This is a genomic window from Mameliella sp. CS4 (genome assembly GCF_019392335.1).
Taxonomy (GTDB): Bacteria; Pseudomonadota; Alphaproteobacteria; order Rhodobacterales; family Rhodobacteraceae; genus Antarctobacter.
On sequence record NZ_JAHXRQ010000002.1, the window covers coordinates 209936 to 225403 of the forward strand.

At 64.5% G+C, this 15468-nt stretch carries 15 protein-coding genes; 11 read left to right on the plus strand and 4 right to left on the minus strand.

What is annotated here, in order from left to right; genetic code table 11:
• Positions 1-35 precede the first annotated feature (35 nt).
• The 11 genes from KZZ07_RS04320 to KZZ07_RS04375 all read left to right on the plus strand — a co-directional run bounded on the left by KZZ07_RS04320 (position 36) and on the right by KZZ07_RS04375 (position 11427).
• Positions 36-1037, plus strand: a complete 1002-nt coding sequence (locus KZZ07_RS04320) for an LLM class flavin-dependent oxidoreductase (protein WP_219512472.1) — start codon at positions 36-38, stop codon at positions 1035-1037.
• Between the two features lie 3 nt (positions 1038-1040).
• Positions 1041-1499, plus strand: coding sequence for a DUF2267 domain-containing protein (locus KZZ07_RS04325; RefSeq protein WP_219512474.1), 459 nt, complete (start codon positions 1041-1043; stop codon positions 1497-1499).
• The gene (locus KZZ07_RS04330; protein ID WP_219512476.1) at positions 1496-2026 is read left to right on the plus strand and encodes a L,D-transpeptidase family protein; all 531 of its coding nucleotides are present in this window, start codon (positions 1496-1498) and stop codon (positions 2024-2026) included. The genes KZZ07_RS04325 and KZZ07_RS04330 overlap by 4 nt, the downstream gene beginning before the upstream one ends.
• Before the next feature lie 254 nt (positions 2027-2280).
• Positions 2281-3384, plus strand: coding sequence for an ABC transporter ATP-binding protein (locus KZZ07_RS04335; protein WP_219512478.1), 1104 nt, complete (start codon positions 2281-2283; stop codon positions 3382-3384).
• Between the two features lie 115 nt (positions 3385-3499).
• Positions 3500-4615, plus strand: a complete 1116-nt coding sequence (locus KZZ07_RS04340) for an extracellular solute-binding protein (protein ID WP_219512480.1) — start codon at positions 3500-3502, stop codon at positions 4613-4615.
• Between the two features lie 102 nt (positions 4616-4717).
• Positions 4718-5323, plus strand: a complete 606-nt coding sequence (locus KZZ07_RS28040; RefSeq protein ID WP_367181421.1) for a DUF1330 domain-containing protein — start codon at positions 4718-4720, stop codon at positions 5321-5323.
• Complete coding sequence (locus KZZ07_RS04355; RefSeq protein WP_219512481.1) at positions 5320-7092, plus strand: ABC transporter permease; 1773 nt, start codon at positions 5320-5322, stop codon at positions 7090-7092. The genes KZZ07_RS28040 and KZZ07_RS04355 overlap by 4 nt, the downstream gene beginning before the upstream one ends.
• A 2-nt stretch (positions 7093-7094) precedes the next feature.
• Positions 7095-7550 (plus strand): hypothetical protein, encoded by a 456-nt coding sequence (locus tag KZZ07_RS04360; protein ID WP_219512482.1) that lies wholly within the window; start codon positions 7095-7097, stop codon positions 7548-7550.
• 3 nt (positions 7551-7553) lie between these two features.
• On the plus strand, positions 7554-8738 hold the full coding sequence (locus tag KZZ07_RS04365; protein ID WP_219512483.1) for an ABC transporter permease: 1185 nt from the start codon (positions 7554-7556) through the stop codon (positions 8736-8738).
• Positions 8739-8849: 111 nt separating this feature from the next.
• Positions 8850-10088, plus strand: coding sequence for a PAS domain-containing protein (locus KZZ07_RS04370; RefSeq protein WP_219512484.1), 1239 nt, complete (start codon positions 8850-8852; stop codon positions 10086-10088).
• A 91-nt stretch (positions 10089-10179) separates the two neighbouring features.
• Positions 10180-11427: a PAS domain-containing protein gene (locus KZZ07_RS04375; protein ID WP_219512485.1), complete on the plus strand. Its 1248-nt coding sequence runs from the start codon at positions 10180-10182 to the stop codon at positions 11425-11427.
• Between the two features lie 29 nt (positions 11428-11456).
• Here the strand turns inward: KZZ07_RS04375 and dxs are convergent, their stop codons facing one another.
• The 4 genes from dxs to KZZ07_RS04395 are packed head-to-tail and all read right to left on the minus strand — an operon-like array spanning position 11457 to position 15433.
• Positions 11457-13382, minus strand: a complete 1926-nt coding sequence (dxs, locus tag KZZ07_RS04380; RefSeq protein ID WP_219512486.1) for a 1-deoxy-D-xylulose-5-phosphate synthase — start codon at positions 13380-13382, stop codon at positions 11457-11459.
• A gap of 16 nt (positions 13383-13398) precedes the next feature.
• On the minus strand, positions 13399-14271 hold the full coding sequence (locus tag KZZ07_RS04385) for a polyprenyl synthetase family protein (RefSeq protein ID WP_219512488.1): 873 nt from the start codon (positions 14269-14271) through the stop codon (positions 13399-13401).
• The gene (locus KZZ07_RS04390) at positions 14271-14513 is read right to left on the minus strand and encodes an exodeoxyribonuclease VII small subunit (protein ID WP_219512490.1); all 243 of its coding nucleotides are present in this window, start codon (positions 14511-14513) and stop codon (positions 14271-14273) included. The genes KZZ07_RS04385 and KZZ07_RS04390 overlap by 1 nt, the downstream gene beginning before the upstream one ends.
• Entirely contained in the window at positions 14510-15433 is a 924-nt protein-coding gene (locus tag KZZ07_RS04395) for a histone deacetylase family protein (protein WP_219512491.1), read from the minus strand. The genes KZZ07_RS04390 and KZZ07_RS04395 overlap by 4 nt, the downstream gene beginning before the upstream one ends.
• Between the last annotated feature and the right edge of the window lie 35 nt (positions 15434-15468).

Sequence of the window (15468 nt, forward strand, 5' to 3'; positions counted from 1 at the left end):
GGCATGCTTAGCTTCGGTGCAAAGGAGAGATCCGCATGCATTATTCCCTGCTAGACCTGTCACCCGTGCCCGAGGGGTTCACCGCCGCCGACGCGCTGAGCAACACCGGTGACCTTGCCCAAAATGCCGAAACCTGGGGCTATCACCGCTACTGGATGGCGGAACATCACAATATGCCCGGCATTGCCTCGGCGGCGACGGCGGTTCTGATCGGATATGTCGCCGGGCTGACCAGCCGGATGCGCGTCGGGGCAGGGGGCATCATGCTGCCCAACCACGCGCCTCTGGCCGTGGCCGAGGCCTTTGGCACGCTGGCGACGCTCTACCCAGACCGGATCGACCTTGGCCTTGGTCGCGCGCCGGGGGGCGACGGCATGGTGATGCGGGCACTGGGGGTGCATCCAGAACGGGCCGAGCAGTTCCACGCCGAGGTGGGCGAACTGCGCGAGCTCTTGGGACCGCCGCAGGAGGGCCGCCCGGTGCGCGCGCTGCCGGGCGAGGGGACCGAGGTTCCGCTGTGGGTCCTGGGCTCTTCGTTGCATGGCGCACAGGTGGCGGCGCTCTTGGGGCTGCCCTATGCCTTTGCCTCGCATTTCGCGCCGCAGATGCTGGAACAGGCGCTGGAGGTTTACCGGCGCCATTTCCGGCCCTCGGCCTCGCTGGACCGGCCATATGCGATGGTGGCGATCAACGTCTTTGCCGCCGATACAGGCGCCGAGGCGCGCAGGCTGCGCACGACAATGCAGCAGGCCTTTTACCGGTTGCGGACCGGGAAGCCGGGCAAGCTGCCGGCCCCGGTCGATGACCTCTCCTCGGTGGTGCCGGCGGGCGCGATGCCGGCGCTGGACGAGGCACTGCGGATCAGCGCGGTGGGCGACGCGGCGCAGGTTGAATCGCAACTGCGCGGCTTCATTGACAAGTTTGCGCCGGACGAGGTGATCCTGACCGGGCAGATCCACGATCATGCGGCGCGTCTGCGGTCCTTCGAGATCGCGGCGCAGGCGATGCAGCGCCTGCGCCGCGCCGAAGCGGCCTGACCCGTGCCGCAGCCCTGGACATACCGCCACGCAAGCCAAGAGTACCGCGCCTTTCTGGACGACGTGAAGGCGCGGATGGATCTCGAGTCCGACAACATGGCCTACACGGCGCTGGACGGGGTCTTTCATGTCTTTCGGCGGCGGGTGACGGCGGAACAGGGGCTGCGCTTTGCCAGCGTGCTGCCCAGCGTGCCCAGGGCAATCTTTGTCGCCGGCTGGCAGCCCGAGGTGCCGCCCGCCTCCTGGGCGCCACGCGACGCCCTGACGCGAGAGGCGCAGGCACTGCGCCCGGATCACAACCTGACCCCGGACAATTGCATCGAGGCGGTGGCCTGGGCCTTGCGCCGTGCCATCCGGGGGCCGGACTGGGACAGGGCGCTGGCCGCTCTGCCCCCTGAGGCGCGTGATTTCTGGCGTGTCGAGGTCGACGACCCGCGCGACCTGGAACCCGGGATACGATGAGCGCCCGCGACATGATCCTGACGCCGCGGGGCCTGCGCTTCGCGGGGCGGCTCTGGCCCTGTTCGGTGGGGCGGGGCGGCGTGACAACGGACAAGCGCGAGGGGGACGGCGCCACCCCGGCGGGGGTGCACCGCATCACCGGCATGCTCTATCGTCCCGACCGGATCGCGCGCCCGGCCGAGTGGGCGGTGCCGATCGGGCCGGGCGATCTGTGGTCGGACGATCCCGCGCACGAGGATTACAATCTCATGGTGCGTGCGCCCTACGGGTGGAGCCATGAGCGCCTGCGTCGGGCCGATCGGCTTTACGATCTCGTTTTGCTGACCGACTGGAACTGGCCCCGGGCCGAGCGGGGCAGGGGGTCTGCCATCTTTCTGCACCGTTGGCGCCGACCGGGGTTTCCGACCGAAGGCTGCATCGCGTTCCGGCCTGACCACCTGCGGCAGATCGCGGGCCGGATCATGCCCGGGACACGGGTGATCGTGCCCGCACCCCTGGCGCGGACTCTGCCCAAACGGACAGGCTGACCCGGCGTCCGGGGCTGCCTTGCCGAGCGGGTGTGGCCAAAGTCGCTGTCAAGGGCGCAGGCATATTGCCCGAATCGGTTCAAATGGCCTGCCATTCGCCCGGCCAGGCGCCGTTTTTGTAGCCGGAAGAGCCGTATTTGCCTGCCGGATACGCAGATTTCAGCGATTTGCTTGCATGTCCAAACGTCACGCGCTTTAGTCTGAGCACAATACAGCGGAGAAACATCCGCGAAATAACAGACAGGGAGTCTGACGTGGCTGATGGAGCTAGTGGCGACGCATTTGTCGCCTTTGAGCGCGTGCAAAAGAGCTATGATGGCGAAACACTCGTCGTCAAAGACCTGAACCTCAGCATGCCGAAAGGCGAGTTTCTGACGATGCTCGGACCGTCGGGGTCGGGCAAGACCACTTGCCTGATGATGCTGGCCGGGTTCGAAACCGCCACGCACGGTGAAATCATGCTGGACGGCGTCAGCATCAACAACATCCCGCCGCACAAGCGCGGCATCGGCATGGTGTTCCAGAACTACGCTCTGTTCCCGCATATGACCGTGGCGGAGAACCTCAGCTTTCCGCTGGAAGTGCGCAAGATCGGCAAGGCCGACCGGGAAAAGAAGGTCAAGCACGCGCTGGACATGGTGCAGATGGGGGCCTTTGGCGGCCGTCGCCCGGCACAGCTTTCGGGTGGTCAGCAGCAGCGGATCGCGCTGGCCCGCGCACTGGTCTTCGAGCCCGAGCTGGTCCTGATGGACGAACCGCTGGGCGCGCTGGACAAGCAGCTGCGCGAACACATGCAGTTCGAGATCACCAACCTGGCGCACCAGCTGGGCATCACCGTGGTCTATGTGACCCACGACCAGACCGAGGCGCTGACCATGTCGGACCGCGTCGCCGTCTTCAACGACGGGCGAATCCAACAGTTGGCGCCACCGGACGAGCTGTACGAAAAACCGCAGAACAGCTTCGTGGCCCAGTTCATCGGTGAGAACAACACGCTGGAAGGCGTGGTGCAGGAAATCAAGGGTGATACCTGCGTGGTGAAGCTCGACAGCGGCGAGGTGCTGGACGCCACGCCGGTCAACGTGTCCGAGGTCGGAGAGCGCACGCGCGTCTCGATCCGGCCCGAGCGGGTGGAATTCAACAAGGAGCGTCTCAAGGAAGGCGTCCATACTTTGAAAGCCGAAGTAGTGGAATTCATCTACATGGGCGATATCTTTCGTACGAGGCTCCGTGTCGCGGGCAATGACGACTTCGTCATCAAGACCCGTAACGCACCTGACCAGGTGCGGCTGGAGCCCGGCAGCCAGATCGAGATCGGCTGGCTGCCCGAAGATTGCCGGGCGCTGGACGCCGGGTAATCCGAATGCCGTCGCCTGCGCCGTCTGCACGTGCGTGGGGACGAGACCTTGGGGCGAGGTTCGTACCCGTAACATCGCCTCAACCAAGATAACGGGTGAACTAGGGAGTTATTTGATGAAACTCACAAAGACACTGCTGGCGTCCACGGCCTTGACCGTGGCAGCGGCGGGCGTTTCGGCTCAGGAAATGTCCAAAGACATGACCATCGTGAGCTGGGGCGGTGCCTACCAGAACTCGCAGCTGAAGGCCTATGTCGAGCCCTATCTGGAAATGCACCCGGATGTGTCGGTCGCTTGGGACGAAAGCTCTGCCGAGGCAGTGGCCAAGCTGCGCGCGATGAACGAAGCAGGCAACATCACCTGGGACCTCGTGGACGTGACCGCCGCATCGGCGATCCGCCTCTGCGACGAAGGCCTGGCGATGGAAATCGACTTTGACGACACCCTGGCCGAGGCCCCCGATGGCACCGGTGCAGAGGACGACTTCGGCGACCTGATCGTTTCCGACTGCTTCATCCCGCAGATCGTCTATTCGACCACGTTCGGCTATCGTTCCGACATGGTGCCGGAAGGCGTCGAACCGCCGTCCGATGTCTGCGCCGTTTTCGACCTGGAAACCTATCCGGGCAAGCGCGCGCTGGAAAAGCGCCCGCTGAACAACATGGAATGGGCGCTGTACTGTGACGGCGTGGCCAAGGACGAGATCTACGACGTTCTGGAAACCGACGAAGGCCAGGATCGCGCGCTTGCGAAACTGGACACCATCAAGGACCAGGTTGTCTGGTGGTCGGCCGGCGCCGACACGCCGCAGCTGCTGGCCGATGGCGAGGTCTTCATGGGCTCGACCTACAACGGCCGTCTCTTCTCGGTCATCGAGGAGCAGGACCAGCCGGTCGCGATGCTCTGGGACATGCAGGTGTTCGACCTGGACGGCTGGATCGTGCCCGAGGGCCTGTCCGACGAGGCTCTGGCGCGTGTGAAGGACTTCCTCTATTTCGCGACCGACACCCAGCGTCTGGCCGATCAGGCCAAGTACATCTCCTACGGTCCGGCCCGCGAAAGCTCGGCCCCGATGGTGTCGCAGCACGCAGAACTGGGCATCGACATGGCGCCGCACATGCCGACCGATCCGGCGAACGCGGGCAACACCCTGCTCTACAACTACGAGTTCTGGGCTGACTACCGCGACGACATCGACGCGAAATTCCAGTCCTGGCTCGCCCAGAACTGATCTCGCGCCGTGGCGGGGATGGTCCCCGCCCCGTGAGACCAAGATCGTTCGTGGCGGGCGCTACCGCCCGCCACGGACCAAAATAAACGACGGGGACACCACATGCCGAAGGGCTATATCATCGGCCACATCACGGTGACCGATCCCGAACCGTACAAAGAGTACGTTGCCCGGGATACGCCGATCCTGCTGAGCCACGGTGCCAGACCCCTGGTACGCGGCGGGCAGGCCGAAGTTGTCGAGGGAACGGCCAACGAGAGGCACGTCGTCTTCGAGTTCGACAGCTACGATACAGCACTGAAGGCCTATCACGACCCCGACTATCAGGACGTTGCCAAGATCCGCAGGGCCAATGCGACCAGCGCGATCATGGTTGCCGAAGGCAATGACGAGGATCTGCCCGAACCGGCTGGCGACGCGCCGCTGGGCTACCTGATCGCCCATGTGACGGTCAAGGATCCCGAGGCCTACAAGCCTTATGTCGACGGCAACACCCCGATCATGCGCGGCTACGGTGCGCGGTACATCGTGCGCGGCGGAAGGGCCGAAGTGCTCGAGGGCGAACTGGGCGCGCGCCACGTGGTGATCGCCTATCCCAGTTACGACGCGGCCAAGGCCGCTTATCACGATCCGGCCTATCAGGATCTCGTGAAAATCAGACAAGCCCATTCCGAGGGCACACTCATTCTAGTGGAGGGCGCGGCATGAGCACGCTGAAGGGATCCGGACCGCAGACGTCCGACGCACCGACGCCAGAGGATGCCTTTCACGAGGCAGCCGCACTGGACGCCCGGGAAGGCGAACCGCCGCACGGTTCCGGCAATGACGGGCCGGTTCTGGCCGCCGACGGCACCCCTCTGAAACGCAGCCTGGCACGGGCGCTGCGGGCGCAGAAGATGCGCGCCCTGGCGCTGATCGCGCCGCTGCTGATCTTTGTCCTGCTGACATTCATCGCGCCCATCGCGGACATGCTGTTCCGCTCCGTGGAAAACCAGATCGTGCGCGACACGCTGCCCCGCACCGTCGAGGCGCTGGCCGACTGGGATGACACCAGCGGCGAACTGCCCGACAACGCCGTCTTTGACGCAGCATACACCGATATTTTCCTGGCTGCGGAATACAAGATCCACACACGGCTTGGCTCGCGCCTGAACTACGAGCTGACCGGCGTTTCCTCGCTTTTCCGCAAGTCGGGCCGCGGCCTGGACGACATCGGCGAGGTCTACCTGGACCAACTCGAGGACCTTGACGAAAACTGGGACGAGGCACTGCCCTGGGCGGAACTGATGGGCACCGCCGACAGTGTGGCTGCCTACAAGGCTTGGGTCGAGGCCGAGGACAAGGCGAGGGAAAACGACGAGGATTTCAACGATCCCATTCCCGCATTCGAGATGCGCGACGGCATCGCCGATGTCCTGCCCCGGACGGCGGAAATGTATAGCCGATTTGCAGAGTTCGTGCGCGTCGAAGACGAGGACAGCCCCTTCGAGGAGGAACCCTGGACCATTGTCTTGACACGTCTTTACGAAGACCTGCGCGATGGCGACGTTTCCTCCTATGACGGCCCCCGCGCCGAAATGCTCAAGGCGGCGGATGAGCTGGTCGACAGTCCGGATTTCCAGACCGCCGACCTGAAATCCACGTTCGAAGAGATCGACGAGGATTGGATGGATCTGGCTGTTTGGCGGACCATCAAGACCTATAGCCCTGCCTATACCAGCGGGTATTTCCTGAACGCCGTGGACATGCAGAAGACGCCGGATGGCCCGGCTCTGCGGGACGAGGACGAACGCATCTACGGCTTGCTGTTCAAGCGCACGATGTTCATGAGCCTCGTCATCACCTTCAGCTGTATCGCGCTGGCCTACCCGGTGGCCTACCTGCTGTCGACGCTGCCGATGCGCACCGCCAACCTGCTGATGATCCTTGTGCTTCTGCCCTTCTGGACTTCGCTTCTGGTGCGCACCTCGGCCTGGAAGGTCATGCTGCAGCAACAGGGGGTCATCAACGACGTGCTGGTCTGGCTGGGACTGGTGGATGATGCGGCGCGCCTTGTGATGATCAACAACCAGCTGGGCACGATCATCGCCATGACCCACATCCTGCTGCCCTTCATGATCCTGCCGATGTATTCGGTCATGTCCACGATCCCGCCCACCTACGTCCGTGCGGCGAAATCGCTGGGCGCGACGAACTGGACAGCCTTCTGGCGGGTCTATTTCCCGCAGTCCGTGCCGGGGATCGGCGCAGGCAGCATCCTGGTCTTCATCCTGTCGATCGGTTACTACATCACGCCCGAGATCGTTGGCGGCACCACCGGTACCTTCATCTCGAACCGGATCGCCTATCACATCTCGTCGTCGCTCAACTGGGGCCTCGCGGCTGCGCTGGGGACCATCCTGCTGGCGGTCGTGCTGATCCTCTACTGGGCCTACGACCGGATCGTCGGCATCGACAACGTGAAGCTCGGGGGCTGATGATGGCCACGCTGCAAGGCGCACCCGGCGACCCGATGTGGGAAGCGCTCTGGGCCAGGGGCCGCTACGAACACGCCCTCCTGTGGATGGTGGGCGGCCTGGCCGCGGGGTTCATCCTGTCGCTCGTGATGCACGACAAGGATGCCCTGCTGCTGGGGGCCAAGGCCACGGCCTTGGGACTTGGCCTTCTGGCGCTTGCCATGCCGCTGTTGTCCTTCACCGGCTGGGCGCGTGAGCGGATGGTCCCGGGGACGGTCCTGGCCACGCTCTGCATGGCTGTCGGATCTTACGTGACGACGCAAAAGGTCTGGGTCACGCTGGTGTCGACCGGCCTGGCCCTGGCCGGGACGCTGCGGGGCTACCGCATCTACCACAACACCGAATTCCGACCGCACATGATGCAGGCGGCAATCGAAAAGGCGCGTGCCGAGGCCGCGCCGAAGACGCAGGAGAGCTGAGCAATGGCCGTCGAGACACAAGCCGTCAAACAGCCGATCCAGTTTTCCGCTCCGGTCGTCGGAGCGGCAGGGGGATTTGCGGGGATCTTCGTCGGAGCCGCCAATGGATCGGTTCTGATGGGGCTGCTGCTGGGGTTCGTGATTTTGGCCGCGCTGGCCTTTGTCGCGCTGGCAGTGCTGGATCCGAAACTGGAAAAGACCTTCAAGCTGGTGCTGGTCGCCGTGATGGCGGTGGCGGGCTACCTGCTGGGGGGCCTGCCGGGCCTGGTGGTCGGCGCGATCTTTGGCTGGTTCTTCGGCTGGTTCATCTACTGGATCGGCATGGGCCGTCACCGCGTCCCGCTGCCGCCCTACCTGACCTCCGGCCAGGTGCTGTGGGAATACAGCTTTCGGGTGATCGCCGGTGCGATCTTCGTCTTCCTGATCACGCCTATCCTGGTGGTCATGCCGCTGTCGTTCAACGCCGAGGATTTCTTTACCTTCACGCCGGAAATGCTGCGGTTCGACCCAGAGGGCTACAGCCTCAAGCACTACCGTGACTTCTTTACCTCGTCGGAATGGCAGCAAGCGTTGCGCAACTCGCTGATCATCGCGCCGCTGGCGACCTTCCTGTCGGTCAGCTTTGGGACGCTGGCGGCCATCGGCCTCAGCTCGGAGCACGTCCCGTTCCGCCGCGCCATCATGGCGATCCTGATTTCACCGATGATCGTGCCGCTGATCATCTCGGCCGCCGGCATGTACTTCTTCTACTCGCGGATCGGTCTGCAGGGGACGCTGATGGGCGTTGTCCTGGCGCACGCGGCGCTTGGCATTCCCTTCGTCATCATCACCGTGACGGCGACGCTGGTGGGCTTTGACCGCTCGCTGACGCGGGCGGCGGCCAACATGGGCGCGGATCCGGTCACGACCTTCTTCCGCGTGCAGATGCCGTTGATCCTGCCGGGCGTGATTTCGGGCGGGCTGTTTGCCTTCATCACCTCCTTTGACGAGGTCGTGGTGGTGATCTTCGTCGGCTCTGCGCAGCAGCAGACCTTGCCGTGGCAGATGTTCACGGGCCTCCGGGAACAGATCAGCCCGACGATCCTGGCAGTCGCGACAATCCTCGTGGCGATCTCGATCATGCTGCTGACCACGGTCGAACTGCTGCGCCGCCGGTCGGAGAAGATGCGCGGCATGAGCCCGGGTTAAGGATCAAATCCAATCGAAATCAGACGCGCGGCACCCCGGTGCCGCGCGTTTGCGTTCAGGATTCGAAAAGGGTTTGCGCTTTAGGGTCGCCCCGAAGCAGGAGGCGCGCCCATGTCCGAACTCGATCCCGCATTCCCGTCCGGGGTGTCCAAGTCCGAAGCCACGTTCCAGGTGAATGAGGCCTTCTATTCCCGCACTGACAAGCGGGCGATGATCAAGGCGGGCAACGAGGTGTTTCAGCGGGTCGCAGGACACGAATGGCCGGAGCTGCTTGGCGCCCCTCACAAGCTGATCCGGCATCCGGACATGCCGAAGGGCGTGTTTCACATGCTCTGGGAACGGTTGAAGGCGGGCCAACCCACCGGCGCCTATGTCAAGAACCGGCGCATTTGCGGGCGGTTCTACTGGGTCTACGCGCTCGTGGCGCCGACCGAGGATGGCTATATCTCGACCCGGATCAAACCCGTCTCGCCGCTGCGGGCCGAGGTCGAGGCGCTGTATGCCGCAATGCTGAAGCACGAGCAGGACGGTATGAGTCCGGCGGACAGCGCAGGGACCCTGCAGCAGTGGATCCGCGACCAGGGCTTTGCCACCTATGACAATTTCCAGAGCCATGCGCTTGCCACGGAATTCGAGGCCCGCTCACGCCAGATGGGGCGGTCGCTTGATCCGATGCTGCAGCGTTTCGTCGACATGTCCCGCGCCATTGCCGAGGTCTGGGACGAGGCTGACAAGATGACCGAGGCCTTCAAGGCGATCCGGACCGTGCCCATGAACATGCGGATCATCGCCTCTCGGCTGGAGAATGTCGGCGGGCCGATCAGCGCGATTTCCGTCAACTACAGCCAGATGCTCGAAGAGATGTCGACCTGGGTCAAGGCCTTCGTCGAGGGGGACGATTGCGTCTTTGCCCATATCCGCAGCGCCATCTACATGGGCCAGTTCCTCTGTTTCGCATCGGCGGTCGAACGCGAGATGATCGCCGGGTTCGGGACCAGTCAGGATGCCTACCCGGACACGATCGACATCGACCGCGAAATTACAGAGCTGACGGAACATGAACAGCGGTTCATGCAGCAGACAATCGACAGGCTGTCGTCGGTGGAACGCGAGGCGCGGCGCTTTGCTCATAGTGTTCTGGACATGAAACGTTATGTCACCGGGCTCAGTTCGACCCGGATGATGTGCAAGATCGAAAGCGCAAGCCTGTCCGAATCCGGCAGCTCTTTGGCCGGGATCGTCGAACAGCTGGACAGTTGCCAACAGGAAATCGAGGACCGCCTGGCCAGGGTGATGGAACTCAACGCCATCATTCAGAACAACACCGCGCTGCTGCGGTCGATGATCTAGAGCTGACGCGCCGGGACAGTTGTCTTTGTCCCGTCTTCAATGGCACCGCGCCGGCGTACATTCCGACGCATCCTTGCTTCAGGATTGACACATGACGGAACACACCCCCCGCTTTACCGCAGAGAGCGGCTTTGCCGCCACCGAGGCATCGTTTCACCTGACGGAACTGTTCTATTCCCGGACCGATGGCCGGGGTATCATCAAGGCGGGGAACTGCGTCTTCCAACGCGTCGCCGCCTACCCCTGGGAGGAGATGCTTGGGGCGCCGCACAAGCTGATCCGCCACCCGGACATGCCCAAGGGGGTCTTTCACCTGCTCTGGGACCGGATCAAGGCGGGCAAGCCAACCGGCGCCTACGTCAAGAACCGCAGCAAGAGCGGCAAGTACTACTGGGTCTTCGCGCTCGTCTGTCCGGCGGAGGGCGGGTATATCTCGACGCGGCTGAAGCCGAGTTCCGATCTCTTTGGTACGGTGTCCGCCCTGTATTCCGATCTGCTGCGCCGGGAAAAGGAAGAGGGGCTGGCCCCGAGGGACAGCGCCGAAGCGCTGCTTGCCGCCATCAGGGCGCAGGGGTTTTCCAACTATAATACCTTCCAGAGCCAGGCCCTGGCGATCGAGTTCGAGGCGCGCGCCACTGCGACAGGACAGGCCATCGAGCCGTTGCAGCGCCGGTTCCTGGAAATGTCGCGGGCGATTGCGCAGGTCGGCGTGGAAACCGCCGACCTGACAGAGTCGTTCAAGGTGATCCGCACGGTGCCGATGAACATGCGCATCATCGCCTCACGTCTGGAAAATGCCGGTGCCGCGATCAGCGCGATCTCGGTCAACTACAGCCAGATGCTCGAAGAGATGTCGACCTGGGTAAAGACCTTTGTCGATGGTGATGCCTGTGTCTTTGCCCGGATGCGAGATGCGATCCTGTGTGGCCAGTTCCTTGGCTTTGCCTCCGCGCTGGAACACGAAATGATGGAGTGCTTCGAAACCGACGCGGCGCTTTATCCCGACAGCATGGATGCCAGGTCCGAGATGGCGGAGCTTGCAGCCCACCGCCAGAAGTTTCTCGATGAAACGGTGGCGTCTCTGGTGCGGGTGGAGGCCGAGGCCAAGCGCTTTGCCCGCAGCGTTCTGGACATGAAGCGCTATGTCACCGGTCTCAGTTCGACCCGAATGATGTGCAAGATCGAAAGCGCAAGTCTCAAGCAGTCACGCAAGGAGCTGGAGGGGATCGTCGAGCAACTGGATGCCTGCCAGAAGGGCATCGAGCAACGTCTTGCCCGTATGACCGAACTGAATGCGGTGATCCAGAACAATACGGCCATGCTGCGCGCGATGTTGTAACACCGCGCCTCGGGCCCCGTCCCTGATCGTCAGGCCCGCTTGTCCAGGACCGCGGCGCCAAGCGTGTCCAGAACCTTTGCCTCGATATCCTCGGCGTTCAATCTGGCGACCGCGTACATGTCGCGCGGGCTGGCCTGGTCGATAAAGATGTCGGGCAGGACCATCGAACGGTACTTGAGCCCGGTGTCAAAGACACCTTCCTCTGCCAGCAGCTGCGCAACATGGCTGCCAAAGCCGCCAATGGCGCCTTCCTCGATGGTGATCAGTGCGTCATGGTCCCGCGCCAGGCCCAGGATCAAGTCCCTGTCCAGCGGCTTGGCAAAGCGCGCATCCGCCACGGTGGGAGAAACTCCGCGCGCCTCCAGTGCTTCGCAGGCCTCCAGCACCTCTTTCAGCCGGGTGCCAAAGGACAGGATCGCCACGCCCTTGCCTTTGCGGATCATCCGGCCCTTGCCGATTTCCAGCACCTCGCCGCGCTCCGGCATCTCGACGCCCATGCCTTCACCGCGCGGATAGCGGAAGGCGATGGGACCGCTGTCATGCGCCGCGGCCGTGGCGACCATGTGTTTCAGTTCGGCCTCGTCCGCCGCCGCCATGACGACAAAGCCCGGCAGGTTAGCCAGGTAGGCCACGTCATAGCTGCCCGCATGTGTTGCCCCGTCGGCCCCGACCAAGCCCGCACGATCGATGGCAAAGCGCACCGGCAGCCGCTGGATCGCGACGTCGTGCACCACCTGGTCATACCCCCGCTGCAGGAAGGTCGAATAGATCGCGCAGAAGGGCCGCATGCCCCCCGCCGCCAGTCCGGCGGAGAAAGTCACGCCATGCTGTTCCGCGATGCCCACGTCAAAGCAGCGCGAGGGATAGCGTTCGGCGAAAAGATCCAGCCCGGTGCCATCGGGCATCGCCGCCGTCACCGCACAGATGCGCGGGTCCTCGGCGGCTTGCTGCAACAGCGCTTCGGCAAAAACCTTGGTGTAGGAGGGCGCGTTTGACGGCGCCTTTTTCTGCTTGCCCGTGACCACGTCGAACTTGGCCCGGGCGTGGCCCTTGTCGGGGGCATGTTCGGCGTGGGAATAGCCCTTGCCCTTCTTGGTCAGCACATGCAGCAGGATCGGCCCGGTCGCCCGCTGGCGCACGGTGCGCAGCACCGGCAGCAGCTGGTGCAGGTCGTGCCCGTCCAGCGGCCCAAGGTAAGAAAACCCCAACTCCTCAAACAGGGTGCCGCCCACGGTCATGCCCTTGAGCATCTCCTTGGCGCGCTTGGCCCCCTCGCGGAAGGGTTCCGGAAGCATCGACACCGCGCCCTTGGCGGCGGCCTTGAGGTCCTGGAACGGGGCCTCGGCATAGAGGCGGCTGAGATAGGATGACAGTGCGCCGGTCGGCGGCGCGATGCTCATCTCGTTGTCGTTCAGGATCACGATCAGCCGCTTGCCCAGATGCCCGGCGTTGTTCATCGCCTCGAAGGCCATGCCGGCGCTCATGGCGCCATCGCCGATCACCGCGATCGCGTCGCCGTGGCCAGTGTCGCAGACGCCGCCCAGATCGCGCGCCACGGCAAAGCCGAGTGCCGCGGAAATCGAGGTCGAGCTATGGGCCGCGCCGAAGGGATCGTAGGGCGACTCGGACCGCTTGGTGAAGCCCGACAGCCCATCCTTCTGGCGCAGAGTGGACATCCGCTCGCGCCGCCCGGTCAGGATCTTGTGCGGGTAACACTGGTGACTGACGTCCCAGATGATCTTGTCCCGGGGCGTGTCGAATATCGCGTGCAACGCCACCGTCAGTTCGATCACGCCCAGGCCCGCGCCCAGGTGGCCGCCGGTCTCAGAGACGGCCGCGATCGTCTCGGCCCGCAGTTCTTCGGCCAGCTGTTCCAGCTCGGCATCGGAGAAATGCTTGAGATCGGCCGGGCCTTGGACGCGGTCGAGCAATGGGGTCTGGGGCCGGTCGCTCATGGCGCCCTCCGTCTGGTCAGGTCCGGCGCGAGATAACGAAGCGCGCGGCGTCCTGCAAGTTTCCAGCTTCGCTGCCATACACAGATAGGCAGTCGCAGGCCTCTGTCACAAGGGATTCGGCGCGGCGTTTCGCCCCGTCCATCCCCAGAAGGCTGACAAAAGTGGCCTTGCCGCGACCCGCGTCCTTGCCGACGGCCTTGCCCATCTGGGCGGCGTCGCCCTCGACGTCCAGGATGTCGTCGGCGATCTGGAAGGCCAGTCCAAGCGCCCGGGCATAGCTGGTCAGGGGCGCGATGTCGGCCCGCGCCATTCGCGCGCCGGCCTCTGCCGACCAGCCGAACAGTGCGCCGGTCTTGCCCGCCTGCAGCGCGGTGATCTGGTCCAGGTCCAGAGGCGTGTCCGCCTGTTCCGCCGCCATGTCCAGCGCCTGGCCCAGCACCATGCCGCGTGCCCCCGCCGCACGGGCCAGGCTGAGCGAGAGGTCGGCGCGCACCACGGCGTCCGGATGGCAGTCCTCACGGGCCACCAGTTCGAACCCAAGGCTCTGCAGCGCATCCCCCGCCAGCACGGCGGTCGCCTCGTCCCACTTGCGATGAACCGTCGGCATCCCGCGCCGCAGGTCGTCGTCATCCATGCAGGGCAGGTCGTCATGCACCAGGCTGTAGGCATGGATCGCCTCGATGGCGCAGGCGGGCCAGATCGACCGCGCGGGCGCGATGCCATGAATGCGCGCGCCTTCCAGCACCAGGTAGCCGCGCAGGCGCTTGCCGCCCGAGGCCGCATAGCTCATTGCCCGGATCACCGGCAGGTCGCCCGACTCCGACAGGACGTGCCGCAGATGATCCTCGATTGTCCGGGCCGCCTCTGCCAGCCCGTCCGGAAACCCCATCAGAGCCCCTCGACCGGCTTCGTCCCCACAGGGTTGCCGTCGCCGTCCAGCGTGATGGCCGCCACCTTTTCCTCGGCGTCCTTCAGCTTGTCCTCGCAGCGTTTCTTCAATTGCGCGCCGCGCTCGTACAGCGAAATGGACTCTTCCAGCGCCACGTCGCCGCGTTCCAGCAGGCCCACGACCTTTTCCAGCTCGGCCATTGCCTGTTCGAAACTCATTTCCTCGACCGGGGTCTCGCTCATCTGCCCGCCTCCATCAGTATCTCCACATGCGCCTTGCCGCTGTCGCTGAGCGCGCCAAGGTCATAGCCCCCTTCGAGGCAGGACACCACGCGTCCGCCACATTCATCCGCCGCCAGCGCGCACAATTCGCGCGTGATCCAGCGGAAATCCTCGACCGTCCATTCCAACTGCGCCAGCGGATCGTCCCGATGCGCGTCGAATCCGGCAGAGATGATCAACAGCTCGGGCCGGAAGGCGCGCAGCCGCGACAATGCAGGGGCCCAGGCCGCGCGCATCTCGGCGCCACCCGACCCCGGCGGCAGCGGCAGGTTCTGCACGTTGTCATGGGCGCCGCGTTCCTCCGCGCTGCCCGTCCCGGGCCAGAGCGGCATCTGGTGCGAGCCGATGAACAGCGTGCGCGCCTCGTCCCACAGCAGGTCCTGAGTGCCGTTGCCATGGTGCACGTCGAAATCCACGACGGCAACCCGGCTCAACCCATGCGCCTCCAGCGCGTGTTTGGCCGCAATCGCCACGTTGCCGAAGAAGCAAAACCCCATCGGGGTCTCGCGCTCGGCGTGGTGGCCCGGCGGTCGCATGGCGCAAAAGGCATTGTCCACCTCGCCGCCCAGCACCGCGTCCACCGCCGCAACAGCGGCCCCGGCCGCCCGCGAAGCAGCGCGGAAGGACCCCGGCGACATCCAGGTGTCGGCGTCCAGCTGGTTGCGCCCGCTGTCCGGCACGCCGCCGCGAATCCGGTCGATGTAACGCTGCGGGTGGCACAGCCGCAGCTGCGCCTCCTCCACTTCGGGCGCGGCGCGGCGATCCAGGTCCAGCCCGGCCAGAGCGTGCAGCAGGTGTTCGATCCGCGCCACCCGTTCCGGGTGCCCCTCGGGCGTCACGTGATCCAGCGCATCCGCATGGGTGAAAAGTGCCGTCGCCATCGCGCGCCCCCTGTTTCTTCTCTCTAAAAATACTC